The organism is Hyphomonas sediminis, assembly GCF_019679475.1.
Taxonomy (GTDB): Bacteria; Pseudomonadota; Alphaproteobacteria; order Caulobacterales; family Hyphomonadaceae; genus Hyphomonas; species Hyphomonas sediminis.
The window spans coordinates 348,069-361,129 of record NZ_JAIEZP010000001.1; the positions used below are offsets into that span (position 1 = coordinate 348,069).

Consider the following 13,061-nt stretch of genomic DNA (forward strand, 5'->3'; position numbering starts at 1 on the left):
CTACTCGACCTCGATGATTTCTTGTTCAGTAAGCGGCGCGGCTGACGAAAGTTCTTCAAATATGTCGCCGTCGCTACGCGTACATTTCTTGACAGGTTCGGTCCGGGCCTTCCCAAGACCAACCGTGGTCCAGCAGCGTCCGAATACGGAACAATAGCAAATGTTGAGCTGCACGTCGGACCATTGCTGGCTCGCATCAAGCAGCGCGGCATGGCTGATGCTCTCCATCGGCCAGCTGATGACCAGGGCGCCGATATTGTCACCCGGCGCAACCGCGCGGCCCACCATACTGGTCCAGGACAGCTCGTTTCCGGCCGGCATCCGGGCATAATGATCGTTCAGGCTCGCAATCGGCTCGCCATTTCTCACCGCTTCTACCGACTCGATGAGCGCAGGCCCGACACCACTATTGGTGAACTGGATGCCGAGCTGGCGGTGGTCCATCGTGGTGGAGACAAAGCCATCCACCTGCAGCACGGGATAAACGGCGCCATGTTGCTGAGCCCGCATCACCCGTCCCTGATCCCACGCCACAAAAAGCGCAATGACGCTGGTCACAACCGCGCACACGGCGACGATCATCTCCAGACGGCTGCGTTTTGTATCGCTCATCGTCAGTTACCTTCAGCTGAGCCCGCCGCTGACGGAAGGCGTAAGCCAGGGCGAGAACCCGTAATGGCGCGACCATTGCGGATCGGCTTCGAAATACGGGCGCAGGTCCGGCATGCCGTATTTCAACATGGCGAGACGGTCTACGCCCATGCCGAAGGCAAAGCCCTGATAGACGGCCGGATCGATCCCGCAATTGCGCAGCACGTTCGGATGAACCATGCCGCAGCCGAGAATTTCCATCCAGCGGTCGCCCTCGCCAATCTCGATGGCATCGCCCTTGCGGGAATACTTCACGTCCATCTCGGCCGAAGGCTCCGTGAACGGAAAGAAGTGCGGCCGGAAGCGCGAGACAACCGTGTCGACTTCAAAGAACGCCTTCACGAAATCGATCAGGCATCCCTTGAGATGCCCCATATGGATGCCCTTCTCGATCACCAGGCCTTCGACCTGGTGGAACATCGGCGTGTGGGTCGCGTCCCAGTCATTCCGGTAAACGCGGCCAGGCACCAGAATGCGGATCGGCGGCTTTTCTTCCATCATGGTGCGCACCTGCACCGGGCTCGTATGCGTGCGCAGAACCTTGGGCGTATCGCCTTCCAGCGCCTTCATGAAGAAGGTGTCGTGGGTCTCCCGCGCCGGGTGGCCGATGGGGAAGTTGAGAGCCGTGAAGTTGTGCCAGTCGTCTTCAATGTCCGGGCCTTCGGCCACGGTGAAGCCCATATCGCCGAAGATCGCGGCAATCTCTTCGAACACCTGCATGACCGGGTGCAGCGCGCCTTCGGCTGGCGAGGGCGCCGCGGGCAGCGTCAGGTCGATCTTCTCGCTGGCGAGGCGGGCTTCAAGCTCAGCTGCCTCCAGCGCCGATTTGCGGGCACGGATGGCAGCGTCCACCTTGTCCTTCAGCGCGTTGAGCAGAGGCCCCTGCGTCTTGCGCTCTTCAGGGCTCATCTTGCCGAGCGCGCCCATCAGGCCGGACACGCGGCCCTTCTTGCCCAACTCAGCCACACGCACGGCGTCGAGCGTTGCGAGGTCTGCCGCGGCGGTCACAGCCGCCAGCGCCTCTTCTTCGATCCGGATAATGTCGGACACTTGGAATTTCCCTTTCAGGTCAGGCCCAGCGGCTTTCTAGTCGCTAGGATAAGGGCGATGCAATCAGCAAAACGCCCGCGGGCGGAAACCCACGGGCGTCTCAGAACACGAGGCGAGGCCGGGGGCGCCGATTAGGCGCGCGCAGCCTTCTTGCGAGCAAGGCGTGCGCGCTTGGTGTTACCAAACACGCGGATCTTTGCCCGCTTCGCGAGGTTTGCGGTCCATTTGGCATTGCGGCGCTTGACGCGCGGCTTTTTGCCGGGGTTGAGAACGCTGTTCGGGGATTTCGACATCTTGTTTCTCTCCGGCTGGAATTAGGCGAGGGCAGCTTTGGCCTGCGCGACAAGGGCGCCGAATGCTTCGGGCTCTTTCACGGCGAGGTCAGCCATCACTTTGCGGTCGACTTCGATACCAGCCTTGGTCAGGCCGTTGATGAAGGTCGAGTAATTCATGGCGTCGTCATGGATACGAACAGCGGCGTTGATACGCTGGATCCAGAGCGAACGGAACTGGCGCTTCTTAACCTTGCGGCCAACATAAGCATACTCGCCGGCTTTCCAGACGGCGGCAGCGGCGTTGGTGAAGGTATTCTTGCGGCGGCCGCGGAAACCTTTCGCCTGCTTGATAATCTTCTTGTGGCGGGCGTGGGCGGGAACTTTAGCGCGGGAACGGGGCATAGGGGCCTCCTGTCAGAAAGTGTTCAAAATCAACGGGTTGGTGGTTCCGCCCGGCCTTAGAGGCCGTAGGGCAGGTACTTTTTCACGCGAGCTTCATCAGCCTTGGCGCCGACGGACGTGCCGCGGTTCTGGCGGATGTACTTCGAGTTGTGGCTGATCAGGCGGTGGCGCTTACCAGCGACGCCGTGCTTCAGCTTGCCCGTTGCGGTGATTTTGAAGCGCTTTGCAGCGGCCTTCTTGGTCTTCATCTTCGGCATCTTCGTCTCCTTGATTTCGTGGAGCTCACACCGTTGCCGGCGGCCCTGACATAACGGACCAGGGGGCGATGCCGTCGCCCCGGAGTCCGGAAGTGGCGGCTTATGGCGGAACCTGCGACATGAATCAAGAGGGCGGCTTGCGCCGCCCTGCCGATAATTCAATTGGCCTGGGGGCGCCCTCCGCCCCGCGCGCGGATCAGCGCGGCGCGAGCACCATGGTCATCTGCTTGCCCTCAAGCTTTGGCTCGAGTTCGACCTTCGCGGTCTCCTCGAAATCCTTCTTCATCTTCTCGAGAAGCTCCATACCGAGATGCTGGTGAGCCATCTCACGGCCACGGAAGCGCAGGGTAACCTTTACCTTGTCGCCTTCTTCAAAGAAGCGCGCGATGGCGCGGGCTTTCACCTCATAATCGTGCTTGTCGATGTTGGGGCGGATCTTGATCTCTTTCAGCTCCGAAGACTTCTGCTTCTTCTTTGCTGCGGCTTTCTTCTTGCGCTCTTCAAAGCGCAGCTTGCCGTAATCCAGAATCTTGACGACCGGCGTTTCCTGGCCGGCGGAGACCTCCACGAGGTCCATTCCCGCTTCCCGCGCTGCGTCCAGAGCGGCGCCGAGGGGCATCACGCCCTGTTTCTCGCCGTTCTCATCGATCAGCAGCACGCGGGCCGCGCGGATTTCTTCATTGATGCGAGGACCAACCTGTTTCTTCGGCGGTGCGTCGGCTTCGGGTCTGCGAGCTATTGGAAATCTCCTTTGGTGGCTCAGAAAGTTGCGGGAATATGCCTGCGTTTGCAGCCATCTTCAAGGCGGCAGGCTTTGGCAGCCACTTTCACGGAATGCAATCGGGAAAGATCGGTTCCCTTCGTTGCCCTCGCCAACTTTATCGCTTTAATCGCGCCCTGACCTGAAACCACGGCGCGGGGCCCCAAATGAGATTTGCGATATTGCTGACGGCTGTCTGTCTGGGGCTTTCCGGGGCGGCGGTTTCGCAGCCCAAGACGGAAGCGCCCCCCACGCTGGCACAGAAAATTGACGGCCTGGAGGCCCTGCCCGGATTTCTCGATCTCTATGTCGATCAGAGCAAAGGCAAGGTCTATGTGGCCCTGCCGGCCCCCGACGCAGATGGCATCAGCGCGCGCTTCATCTATGCCGCTGGCCTGACGGCTGGCCTCGGATCGAACCCGATTGGCCTCGACCGGGGCAATTCCAGCTCCGGCGACATCATCCGCTTCCGCCGGATCGGTGAGAAGGTCGTTGCCGAGGCGGAAAACTGGAATTACCGCGCCACTTCGGGCCGGGCAGATGAGGAACGCTCCGTACAGCAGAGCTTTGCAAACTCGTTTCTCTGGTCCACAGGCATCGAGGCAACCGGCGCGGATGGCCGCCTGTTGATCGACCTGTCGGGCTTCCTGACACGGGACGCGAACGACATTGCCCGCGCGCTGAAGCATGGAAAGGACGCCTCCGACTACCGACTGGTGGCCGACCGGTCGATGCCGGATCCGGAAAATGTCCTCTCCTTCCCTGATAATGCCGAGATCGACGCTTTCCTGACCTTTGAGACCTCGAAGCCCAATTCGGAGACCTATGCGACGGCGGCGGACGCGCGCGCCATCACGCTGGTGCTCCACCATTCCTTCGTGCGCCTGCCCGATGACGGCTACACGCCGCGCGCCTTCGACCAGCGCACAGCCAGCATCGGCATGGGCTTCCATGACTTCTCTGCCCCGCTGGACGCGCCGCTGATTTCACGCTTCTCGCCGCGCATGCGGCTGGAGCGTGTGGACGCGGCGGCGGCCTCCGGCCCGGTCAAGGAACCAATCGTCTTCTATGTCGACAATGGCGCGCCCGCAGAAATCCGCAACGCGCTGATCGAAGGCGCCAGCTGGTGGGCCGAAGGCTTTGCCGCAGCCGGCTTCGAGAATGCTTACCGCGTGGAAGTGCTCCCTGAAGGGGCCCATCCGCTGGACGTGCGTTACAATGTGATCAACTGGGTTCACCGCCAGACACGCGGCTGGTCCTATGGCGGCAGCGTCGTGGACCCGCGCACGGGCGAGATCCTGAAAGCCAATGTCATCCTCGGCTCCCAGCGCGTGCGCCAGGACCGGATGATCTTTGAAGGCCTCGCCGGGGCAGCAAAGTCCGGCTCAGGCGAAGCCGGCGATCCGGTCGAGATTTCGCTCGCGCGCATCCGCCAGCTTTCAGCGCATGAAGTGGGCCACACGCTGGGCTTTGCGCACAATTTTGCCGCCAGCACCAATGACCGCGCCTCGGTGATGGATTATCCCGCCCCCTGGGTGAAGCCAGCCGCAGGCGGGCTCGATTTCTCCGAAGCCTATGCAACCGGGCTTGGCGCGTGGGACATCTTCACCGTCAAATGGCTTTACTCCCAGTTCCCTGAAGGCGGGGACGATCCGGCCAAGCTCAACCAGATGGTCGATGCTGCCTACGGCTCCGGCCTGCGCTTCGTGTCTGACGGGCATGCCCGCAACAAGGAGACCGGCCATCCCTTCGGCGCGGTGTGGGACAATGGCGCAGACCCGGTGGCGATGCTGGACGAGGTGATGGAGGTGCGCCGGATTGCGCTGGCAAACTTCGGCCCCGGCGCCCTTGCCGATGGCCGGCCTCTGTCTGACCTCAACGCCGTGATCGTGCCGATCTATCTTTACCACCGCTACCAGATCGAGGCGGCAGCGAAGTCCATCGGGGGGCTCGACTTCCGCTATCAGATGAAGGGCGAAGGCGAGACGCCGGCTGTTCCTGTTGCGCCGGCTGAGCAACGCCGGGCGCTGGAGGCCCTTGCGCGCACGCTGAACCCTGCCGCGCTCGACCTGCCGGACACGGCGCTGAACTACCTGACGCCCGGCGATCTTGGCTATTTCGGGCGCGGCTCCATCGACGAGCTGTTCCCCAACCGGACCGGGCCAGTGTTCGATCTGGCCGCCTCTGCTGAAGTTGCTGCAGACCTGACGCTGTCAGCGGTGCTCGACCCAAAGCGCGCAAACCGGCTGATGGCGTATGAACAGCGCAACCCGAACACCCTGACGCTGGCCGACGTGATCGAGCGGCTGGAGACAGCGGCGTTTGCCAGGACTGACAGCCCGCGCCTCGCCGCCCTGTCGCAAATTGTGCAGACCCGGTTCGTGGCGGAGCTGATTTCCCTGTCGCGCAGCGAAACAGCGTCCAGCAGCGTCAAGGCGGTGACAGACAGCTACCTTTCCGGGCTCCAATCGCGTCTTTCCGTGTCAAAACGGGGACAAACAGTGACAGATCCGGTCACTTCGCGCGCCTTGGCGGACCTGATCGGCAAACATCTGGCCGGCGACGAGCTGCCTGGCGCGATCCTGCGTCCGGCCCCGGCGACCCCGGCAGGTGCCCCGATCGGATCGTTCAGCGGCGCGATGGGTCAGACTGAAGAATGCTGGCACTGCACGGGGGAGTAACCCTCCCCCGCCACCCGGCCGCGTCGCTCAGGTGTTCAGGACGCCGAGCGCGCGGACCGATTGCCAGACATCATCCACCGACAGCTCCTTGAGCGTCGGGGCGGAGTTGACGATGACAGTTTTGGGGCCACGCGGAGCGGCCTGGTCCGGGCTGCTTTCGGTCAACGCAAAGAGGGCGATGCCGGGGGCGCCGGCCAGCGTCGCCATATGCATCGGGCCGGTGTCGTTCCCGACAACGAAGAGGGCGGTTTCGGCCAGCGTGACGATCTGGAAGAGATCGGTGCGGGTCACGAGGCTTTTGACGCGCGGCTCTTTCTTCGCGATGTCCTGGGCAAGCTGGCTTTCGGCCTTGCCGCCGATGATGACGGGCATGACACCGAGATCGGCGATGCGCTTGGCCAGCTCGGCATAATTCTCCACCGGCCAGCGCTTGGCTTCGCGGTGCTCCGAGGCGCCGGGGATCAGCAGCATGTAGGGCTTCTGGATGCCGAAATAGGCCGGGCTGAGGCGGGGCGTATCCCCGAGCTTGGGGCGCACCCAGCCAAGATCCGGAAATGGCCGGCTGTTGCCGAGCCAGCGCCCCTGGGGCGCGACGCCGGCGACTTCCAGCTGCTCGGCCAGGCGGTCAATCGAGTGCATTCCGCCGCGCGCCGGATTGTCGTGGAAGAAGGCCGCCTTTTCGTGATGGCCCGACCAGAGCGGCGCCTTGCCACCGCGCGAGAGGACGGAGAAGTAGTTCTTCGTGCGCCCGCTGGTCTGGAAATCGTAGACGATGTCGTACTTCGCCTTGCGGATACGGCCAAGCAGCGCAGCGGTGGCCTTCATGCCTTCCGGACGGCCATCGGTTTCGACGACATCGACATAGGGACAAACCCTGGCGAATTCTTCAAAGGGGGGCGTGGTCAGCAGGGTGATGCGGGCGGAGGGGTGAAACTCCCGCACGGCGCGCATGGCGCCGAGCGCCAGGACAAAATCCCCCAGCGCGCTGAGCTTGATCACCAGCACTTCCTTGGCCTTCGCGCCGGGGTTCACCGGGCTGGCTTTGTTGCCGCCTGAGCTCGACAATAGTTCAATTCCCCTTCTCCAACAGGCGCTTATAGACGGTGAGTGTCGCCGTCTGAAGCCCCCTCTTGGAGAAATGGCGCTGGACATGCGCGCGCCCCGCCTTGCCCATGGAGGCGCGCACCGTGGGGCCAAGGGCAATCATCGCCCGCAGCGCGCCAGCGAGGGCGCGGACATCGCCGGGCGCAACCCGCGCGCCGGTTTCTGCTTCAAGAACGGTTTCCCGCCCGCCGCCATGATCGGAGACGATCACCGGGCGCTCCATCGCGGCGGCCTCTGCGGCGACGCGCCCGAAGGCTTCCGGACGGGTGGAAGGGGCAAGCACGATGCCCGACGCCAGATAGGCAGCGGCCATATCGCTGATATGCGGGGCAATGATCACCGAATTGACGAGGCCGGAAGTCTCGATCTTCGTCTGCAATTCCTCGACATAGTGATCGCGGCCCTGCGGATCGCCGGCGAGAACCAGCACAAGGGCGGCGCGCTCGTCTGGCGCGAGGGCAGCGAACGCATCAATGGCGAGGCCCTGCCCTTTCCAGGCCGTGAGGCGGCCCGGCAGGAACAGCGTGAGGCGCTTGTCCCCGGCGAGCCCCCAGCTTTCACGGATGGCATTGACCCGCGCCGGCGCAACAACTGCCGGATCAAACTCTGCAAGATCCACCCCGCGTGGAATCGTAACGATCTGCTCCGCCGGGATTTCATGCACCTTTTGGATATGCGCAGCGATCCAGTTGGAATTGGCGATCACCAAATCGCCCTTGGCCATCACCGAATTATAGGTTCGCTTGAGGCCGGAGTTGCCCGAATAGGCGCCGTGATAGGTCGTCACGAAGGGCACGCCTTCAGCCCTGGCAGCGGCATAGGCACTCCAGGCGGGCGCGCGCGAGCGGGCGTGGACCAGATCAACCTTCTCCTCACGGATAGCCTGGCGGATCTTTCCCTCATTGATCTTGATGGTCAGCGGGTTGCGGCTTTTTGCATCCATACGGAAAAGTTCGCCACCCAGCCGGGCAAATTCAGGCTCAAGCCTTCCACCTCGGCTGGCAAGCAGGGCACGCCCGCCGGCCGCGACAATTGCTTCGGTTACTTCCAGAACGGTGCGCTCAACGCCGCCTGCGGAAAGCTCCGGAGCCACCTGCAGGATCACCCTGCCCTTCATATCGGGGAAATCGTCCAAAACGCGGCCTCAACCTACTCGCTTGACAGGCGTGAGAGATGGCGGAAGGCAGCATATATGACAACGGATTATTTCACCTCACCCACCGGCAACCGCCTCGCCTTCGATGTTATGCCGCCGCAATCGGGCCGACCGACCGTGATCTGGTTATCCGGCTACAGATCTGACATGGCGGGCGGCAAGGCGCAGGCGGTCAAATCCTGGGCTTGGGAAACCGGCCATGGCGCTGTTTTGTTTGACTATTCAGGCCATGGCGAATCAGAGGGCCGTTTTGAGGACGGAACAATTCTGGCCTGGCGCACCGATGTTTTAGCAGCGATTGACCAGCTCTCGGTTGGCCCGGTTGTGCTGGTCGGGTCGAGCATGGGCGGCTGGCTGGCGCTGCTGGCGGCACTGGCCAGGCCCGAGCGCGTGAAGGGCCTTGTGCTGGTTGCGCCAGCGCCAGACTTCACCGAAAAGTTGATGTGGCCCGACCTGACGCCGGCTCAGCAGGAAGAAGTGATGGCAACGGGCGTTACGCTGCGCCCATCGGCCTATGGCACGCCAGACCCGATCACCAGAAACCTCATCGAAGACGGGCGGAAATGGCAGATTCTCGACGCGCCAATTGTGTTCGACGGCCCCGTTCGTATCCTTCAAGGCATGCAGGACGCGGACGTACCCTGGACGCACGCCATGGAACTTAACGAACGGCTGACGAGTGACAACACGGTCCTTACCCTGATCAAGGACGGTGACCACCGCCTGTCGCGGGATGAGGACGTAAACCGTCTGATCGCTGCGTGCGCCGATGTCTGCGGCCTGCTAAGACGGCAGGAGGCTACCGTCGGCGCGCCGCAGATCAAGCCGAGCCTGCACGACGCGTAAGCGGCCTGCTGGCCACCACGCGTGCCGCGCTATTCAGGCCCCACAATTCCGGCCTAGTCGCGCAGCAATTCGTTCACGCCGGTCTTTGAGCGGGTTTGCGCGTCCACGGTTTTGACGATCACGGCGCAGGCCAGCGACGGGCCGCCCTTCGGATCGGGCAGCGTGCCGGGGACGACCACGGAGTAAGGCGGAACCTTGCCGTAGATGATCTCGCCCGTATTGCGATAGACGATCTTGGTGCTTTGCGTGATGAACACGCCCATGGCGAGGACAGAGCCTTCGCCGACAACCACGCCTTCGACCACTTCAGAGCGCGCGCCGATGAAGCAGTTGTCTTCGATGATGGTGGGGTTGGCCTGCAGCGGCTCCAGCACGCCGCCGATGCCTGTGCCAGCCGAGATGTGGCAGTTGGCGCCAACCTGCGCGCAAGAGCCGACCGAGGCCCAGGTGTCGATCATGGTGCCTTCGCCGACATAGGCGCCGATGTTGACGTAGGACGGCATGAGAACCGCATTCTTCGCCACATAGGCGCCGCGGCGCACGGCGGCAGGCGGCACGGCGCGGAAGCCGGCTTCCTGGAATTCCTTTTCGCCCCAGCCTTCAAACTTGGAGGGCACCTTGTCCCACCAGTTGCCGCCGGCAGGCGAGCCGCCCATGACGCCGTTTGCGTTGAGGCGGAAGGAGAGCAGCACGGCTTTCTTCAGCCATTGGTGCACGGTCCAGCTGCCATCGGCTTCCTTGCTGGCGACGCGGGCTTCGCCGCTATCGAGCAGGCTGATCGCGGCGTCGACCGCATCGCGCACTTCGCCGGTGGTGGCGGTGGAGAGCGCGTCGCGTCCTTCCCAGGCAGCATCGATTACACGGGCAAGGGCGTCGGTCATGGCATCTCTCTTCAGGCTTATTTCTTGTCGTTCAGGCTCGACAGCGCGGTGTTCAGGAAACCCGCAAGGTCGCCGGTCATGTAGTCGATGTGTCCGGGTCCGTCATCCCCGAAAGCATCCCCTGCCCCGGCGGGACGTGCCTCGATCGGCTCATGGCTCCAATCCTTTTCGGAATGGACGAGCACCGTGGTGAAGCCGAGCGATTTGGCGGGTTTCAGATTGCGGGCCAGGTCCTCGAAGAATATCGCCCCTTCCGGCCGCACCTGATGGAGCTGGCAGAAGGTTTCATACGCATCGACATGCGGCTTGGGCCGGTAGGCGGCTTCCTCGATGCCGAAACTGTCGTTGAAGAGATGGGCAATGCCCATCTTCTCGGTCACGCGCTCGGCATGGCGGCGGGAGCCATTGGTGTAGACGAATTTGCGCCCCGGCAGCGCCGCAAGCGCACTGCGCAGGTCCGGCAGGTCCGGCAGGGGCGACAGGTCGATCTCGTGGACATAGTGCAGGAAATCCGCCGGATCGAGATTGTGCACGGTCATCAGGCCCGACAGCGTAGTGCCATACTGGGCGTAGTAGGATTTCTGCACCTTGCGGGCCGCTTCCCGCTCCAGCTGCAGATAGCGCGAGACGAAATCGGTCATGCGCACGTCGATCTCGGCAAAGAGATCGCACTCTGCCGGGTAGAGCGTATTGTCGAGGTCGAACACCCAGTCCTGGACGTGATCGAGCTCGATGGCAGGAAGTTTGGGCGGCAGGCTCATTGGCCGGCCGTCTGGGTGAAGTCACGGGCAAAGAATTCGTAGATCAGCTTACGGTCTACCGGCGCAGGCGTGCGCGTGAACAGCGCCGTGCGATAAGCCGAGTCCTCGCAATCCTCGCGGCCTGCAATCGCGAATTTCGAGCGGCCCACGCAGAAGGCTTCGTTCGCATTCGACAGGGTGCGCAGCTGGGCGCCGTCTTCCATCTCGGCATAGACGAAATGTTCGGAGCCGCGCAGCGGGCGGTCGATCACGCGGGCGCAGCCGCCTGCCTCGATACGCCACCAGCCGCGGCTTTCCCAGCCCTCGGGGCTGCGGCGCGCGATGGCGCTCCAGATGCGGTTTTTCGTGCGGTTGCAGAGGGTGAATCCGACATTGCGGCCCCGCTCGGCAGCGGCCTGTTCGAGATAGTCGATCAAATCCGCGTCAGAGAGATTGGCCGGCAGGCCCCGCAATTTCAGGAAGTCGGCAATTGCCGAGCGTGTGCGCTGGCCAATGAAGCCATCGACATTGCCCGAGACAACACCTGCTTCGTCCAGCAGGCGCTGGAGGCCGGCATTGCGGGCCTTGTCCTGGTCATAGGTTTCAACCTCGGTGAAGAGGTTCGTCCAGTTGCCATCCTTGGTGATGTCGACCGGACGGAACCCCTGGGTTTCAAGGCCCATGGCGGCGCAATCTGGCGGGCTTTCCAGCGAGAAACCGCCCGTCGGATCGACGCAGAGATCGTAGCGCCCCCCCCATTCCCGGCCACCGCCAAGATGGGCGCTGGAAGTGCGGCCATAGAGATAATAAGTGCCGGCGGTCAGCGGACCTGGCAGCGCCACGCGGCAGGCGCCGGGATGCAGCTTGGTCCAGCCTTCAACAGTGATTCCATTGCCCTGATGGTGGCCAACAGCAGCTTCGATCACATAGCTTGTGCGGTTGCACAGCTTCCAGCCATCACCATCCGTCCCCTGTGCATCGGCCGGCAGCAGCAAAGCCGCCCCGCAGGCCAGAATGAGGACAACGAGTCTAAGAAACCAGCGTTCCAGCGCCATGTTCGGTGAACAGCTCCATGAGCAGGGCATGCGGCGCACGCCCATCAAGAATAACCGCCGCCCCAACGCCATGATTTACGGAATGCGCGGCAGTTTCAAGCTTCGGTATCATACCGCCTGCAGCTGTGCCGTCCGCGATCAGCGCGCCGACACCGGCCGCGGGGATTTCGCGGATAAGCTGCTTCTGCTTGTCGAGCACGCCGGCCACATCCGTCATCAGGATCAGGCGGCTGGCTTTCAGCGCCGCAGCGAGCGCGCCGGCGGCCGTATCGGCGTTGACATTGTAGCGCGATCCATCAACGCCGACGCCGACAGGGGCGACAACGGGGATGAGATCGGCGTCGGCCTTGAGCAGGGCTTCGAGGACGCTGATGTCGACGGCGCTGGGCTCGCCGACAAAGCCGAGATCGACGATCTGTTCGATATGGCTGTCAGGGTCGCGCGTCGTGCGGGTGGCCTTCTCGGCCATCAGCAGGTTGCCATCGGCCCCCGACAGGCCAACCGCCTTGCCGCCGGCCTGGTTGATGGCGCGGACGATGGATTTGTTGATCGGGCCGGAGAGGACCATCTCGACGACTTCCATTGTCGCCTCATCGGTGACGCGCAGGCCGTCCTTGAACTCCGACACGATGCCCAGCTTGTCGAGCAGCTTGCCGATCTGGGGGCCGCCGCCATGCACGATCACCGGTTTCAGGCCGAGCGCCTTGAGCAGCACCACATCGCGCGCAAAGGACAGCGCAAGGCTCGCATCGCCCATGGCATGGCCGCCATATTTCACCACGATCGTCTGGCCGGCATAACGCTGGATATACGGCAGGGCCTCAGAGAGGGTGCGCGCGGTGAACTGGGGATCGGATTGGGTCGTCATGGGCCGGGCTATTAGCCCGCTTTGCGGCCCGGCGAAACGGCAAATCTACGCTTTGCCTGCCTCAGCCGTGCTGGCGATCGCCCGCGCGCGCCGAAACGGGGACCAGCTCGGCCTCCTCCATTTCCCGAAGCCGGGATTTTTCAACCAGGCGGTTCTGGATATGGCGGATTTCATGTTCACGGGACGCTTTGAAGGTCCGCAGGTAAAAGAAAACGCCGACCATGACCGCTAAAACAAATAGCGACACCACCAATGGAAATTCCATCTGTCCGTCTTCCCCGTACTGCACCACTTTGCCCGGCAGGGCCGTCTGACTTTGAGCCAACCCTGATTCC

Annotated in this window: 15 protein-coding genes; 2 read left to right on the forward strand and 13 right to left on the reverse strand. The window is 63.0% G+C overall.

What is annotated here, in order from left to right; genetic code table 11:
* From K1X12_RS01695 to infC, 6 genes are all read right to left on the reverse strand, one after another.
* The gene (locus K1X12_RS01695; protein ID WP_220985913.1) at positions 1-612 is read right to left on the reverse strand and encodes a hypothetical protein; all 612 of its coding nucleotides are present in this window, start codon (positions 610-612) and stop codon (positions 1-3) included.
* Positions 613-624: 12 nt separating this feature from the next.
* A complete protein-coding gene (gene pheS / locus K1X12_RS01700) occupies positions 625-1,701 on the reverse strand; it encodes a phenylalanine--tRNA ligase subunit alpha (RefSeq protein WP_220985914.1) in 1,077 nt (358 codons plus the stop codon).
* A 131-nt stretch (positions 1,702-1,832) separates the two neighbouring features.
* On the reverse strand, positions 1,833-1,994 hold the full coding sequence (locus K1X12_RS01705; RefSeq protein ID WP_220985915.1) for a hypothetical protein: 162 nt from the start codon (positions 1,992-1,994) through the stop codon (positions 1,833-1,835).
* Between the two features lie 21 nt (positions 1,995-2,015).
* Positions 2,016-2,378, reverse strand: a complete 363-nt coding sequence (rplT, locus tag K1X12_RS01710; RefSeq protein WP_220985916.1) for a 50S ribosomal protein L20 — start codon at positions 2,376-2,378, stop codon at positions 2,016-2,018.
* 56 nt (positions 2,379-2,434) lie between these two features.
* Entirely contained in the window at positions 2,435-2,635 is a 201-nt protein-coding gene (rpmI, locus tag K1X12_RS01715) for a 50S ribosomal protein L35 (RefSeq protein WP_220985917.1), read from the reverse strand.
* Between the two features lie 196 nt (positions 2,636-2,831).
* The gene (infC, locus tag K1X12_RS01720; protein WP_220988764.1) at positions 2,832-3,374 is read right to left on the reverse strand and encodes a translation initiation factor IF-3; all 543 of its coding nucleotides are present in this window, start codon (positions 3,372-3,374) and stop codon (positions 2,832-2,834) included.
* 188 nt (positions 3,375-3,562) lie between these two features.
* On the opposite strand from infC, the gene K1X12_RS01725 reads away from it, so the two are divergent.
* On the forward strand, positions 3,563-6,076 hold the full coding sequence (locus tag K1X12_RS01725; protein WP_220985918.1) for a zinc-dependent metalloprotease: 2,514 nt from the start codon (positions 3,563-3,565) through the stop codon (positions 6,074-6,076).
* A 27-nt stretch (positions 6,077-6,103) separates the two neighbouring features.
* Here K1X12_RS01725 and K1X12_RS01730 read toward each other — a convergent pair whose 3' ends face one another.
* Positions 6,104-7,141: a glycosyltransferase family 9 protein gene (locus K1X12_RS01730; protein ID WP_225907829.1), complete on the reverse strand. Its 1,038-nt coding sequence runs from the start codon at positions 7,139-7,141 to the stop codon at positions 6,104-6,106.
* Positions 7,142-7,145: 4 nt separating this feature from the next.
* A complete protein-coding gene (locus tag K1X12_RS01735; protein WP_225907830.1) occupies positions 7,146-8,315 on the reverse strand; it encodes a glycosyltransferase family 4 protein in 1,170 nt (389 codons plus the stop codon).
* Between the two features lie 57 nt (positions 8,316-8,372).
* On the opposite strand from K1X12_RS01735, the gene K1X12_RS01740 reads away from it, so the two are divergent.
* The gene (locus K1X12_RS01740; RefSeq protein WP_220985920.1) at positions 8,373-9,182 is read left to right on the forward strand and encodes an alpha/beta fold hydrolase; all 810 of its coding nucleotides are present in this window, start codon (positions 8,373-8,375) and stop codon (positions 9,180-9,182) included.
* Between the two features lie 53 nt (positions 9,183-9,235).
* Here K1X12_RS01740 and dapD read toward each other — a convergent pair whose 3' ends face one another.
* From dapD to K1X12_RS01765, 5 genes are all read right to left on the reverse strand, one after another.
* A complete protein-coding gene (gene dapD, locus K1X12_RS01745) occupies positions 9,236-10,063 on the reverse strand; it encodes a 2,3,4,5-tetrahydropyridine-2,6-dicarboxylate N-succinyltransferase (protein WP_220985921.1) in 828 nt (275 codons plus the stop codon).
* Between the two features lie 17 nt (positions 10,064-10,080).
* On the reverse strand, positions 10,081-10,824 hold the full coding sequence (locus K1X12_RS01750; RefSeq protein WP_220985922.1) for a pyrimidine 5'-nucleotidase: 744 nt from the start codon (positions 10,822-10,824) through the stop codon (positions 10,081-10,083).
* Positions 10,821-11,858 (reverse strand): DUF1036 domain-containing protein, encoded by a 1,038-nt coding sequence (locus K1X12_RS01755; protein WP_220985923.1) that lies wholly within the window; start codon positions 11,856-11,858, stop codon positions 10,821-10,823. The genes K1X12_RS01750 and K1X12_RS01755 overlap by 4 nt, the downstream gene beginning before the upstream one ends.
* Positions 11,833-12,726, reverse strand: a complete 894-nt coding sequence (gene argB / locus K1X12_RS01760) for an acetylglutamate kinase (protein WP_220985924.1) — start codon at positions 12,724-12,726, stop codon at positions 11,833-11,835. Before argB ends, K1X12_RS01755 begins: the two co-directional genes overlap by 26 nt.
* Before the next feature lie 61 nt (positions 12,727-12,787).
* Positions 12,788-13,051, reverse strand: coding sequence for a hypothetical protein (locus K1X12_RS01765; protein ID WP_220985925.1), 264 nt, complete (start codon positions 13,049-13,051; stop codon positions 12,788-12,790).
* Positions 13,052-13,061: the final 10 nt, after the last annotated feature.

Excerpts from the sequence above, each read along its gene's own strand:
- argB (WP_220985924.1), bottom strand. The coding sequence starts at position 12,726 with ATGACGACCCAATCCGATCCCCAGTTCACCGCGCGCACCCTCTCTGAG.
- K1X12_RS01755 (WP_220985923.1), bottom strand. The coding sequence starts at position 11,858 with ATGGCGCTGGAACGCTGGTTTCTTAGACTCGTTGTCCTCATTCTGGCC.
- K1X12_RS01750 (WP_220985922.1), bottom strand. The coding sequence starts at position 10,824 with ATGAGCCTGCCGCCCAAACTTCCTGCCATCGAGCTCGATCACGTCCAG.
- K1X12_RS01695 (WP_220985913.1), bottom strand. The coding sequence starts at position 612 with ATGAGCGATACAAAACGCAGCCGTCTGGAGATGATCGTCGCCGTGTGC.
- dapD (WP_220985921.1), bottom strand. The coding sequence starts at position 10,063 with ATGACCGACGCCCTTGCCCGTGTAATCGATGCTGCCTGGGAAGGACGC.
- K1X12_RS01725 (WP_220985918.1), top strand. The coding sequence starts at position 3,563 with ATGAGATTTGCGATATTGCTGACGGCTGTCTGTCTGGGGCTTTCCGGG.
- rplT (WP_220985916.1), bottom strand. The coding sequence starts at position 2,378 with ATGCCCCGTTCCCGCGCTAAAGTTCCCGCCCACGCCCGCCACAAGAAG.
- rpmI (WP_220985917.1), bottom strand. The coding sequence starts at position 2,635 with ATGCCGAAGATGAAGACCAAGAAGGCCGCTGCAAAGCGCTTCAAAATC.
- K1X12_RS01740 (WP_220985920.1), top strand. The coding sequence starts at position 8,373 with ATGACAACGGATTATTTCACCTCACCCACCGGCAACCGCCTCGCCTTC.
- K1X12_RS01705 (WP_220985915.1), bottom strand. The coding sequence starts at position 1,994 with ATGTCGAAATCCCCGAACAGCGTTCTCAACCCCGGCAAAAAGCCGCGC.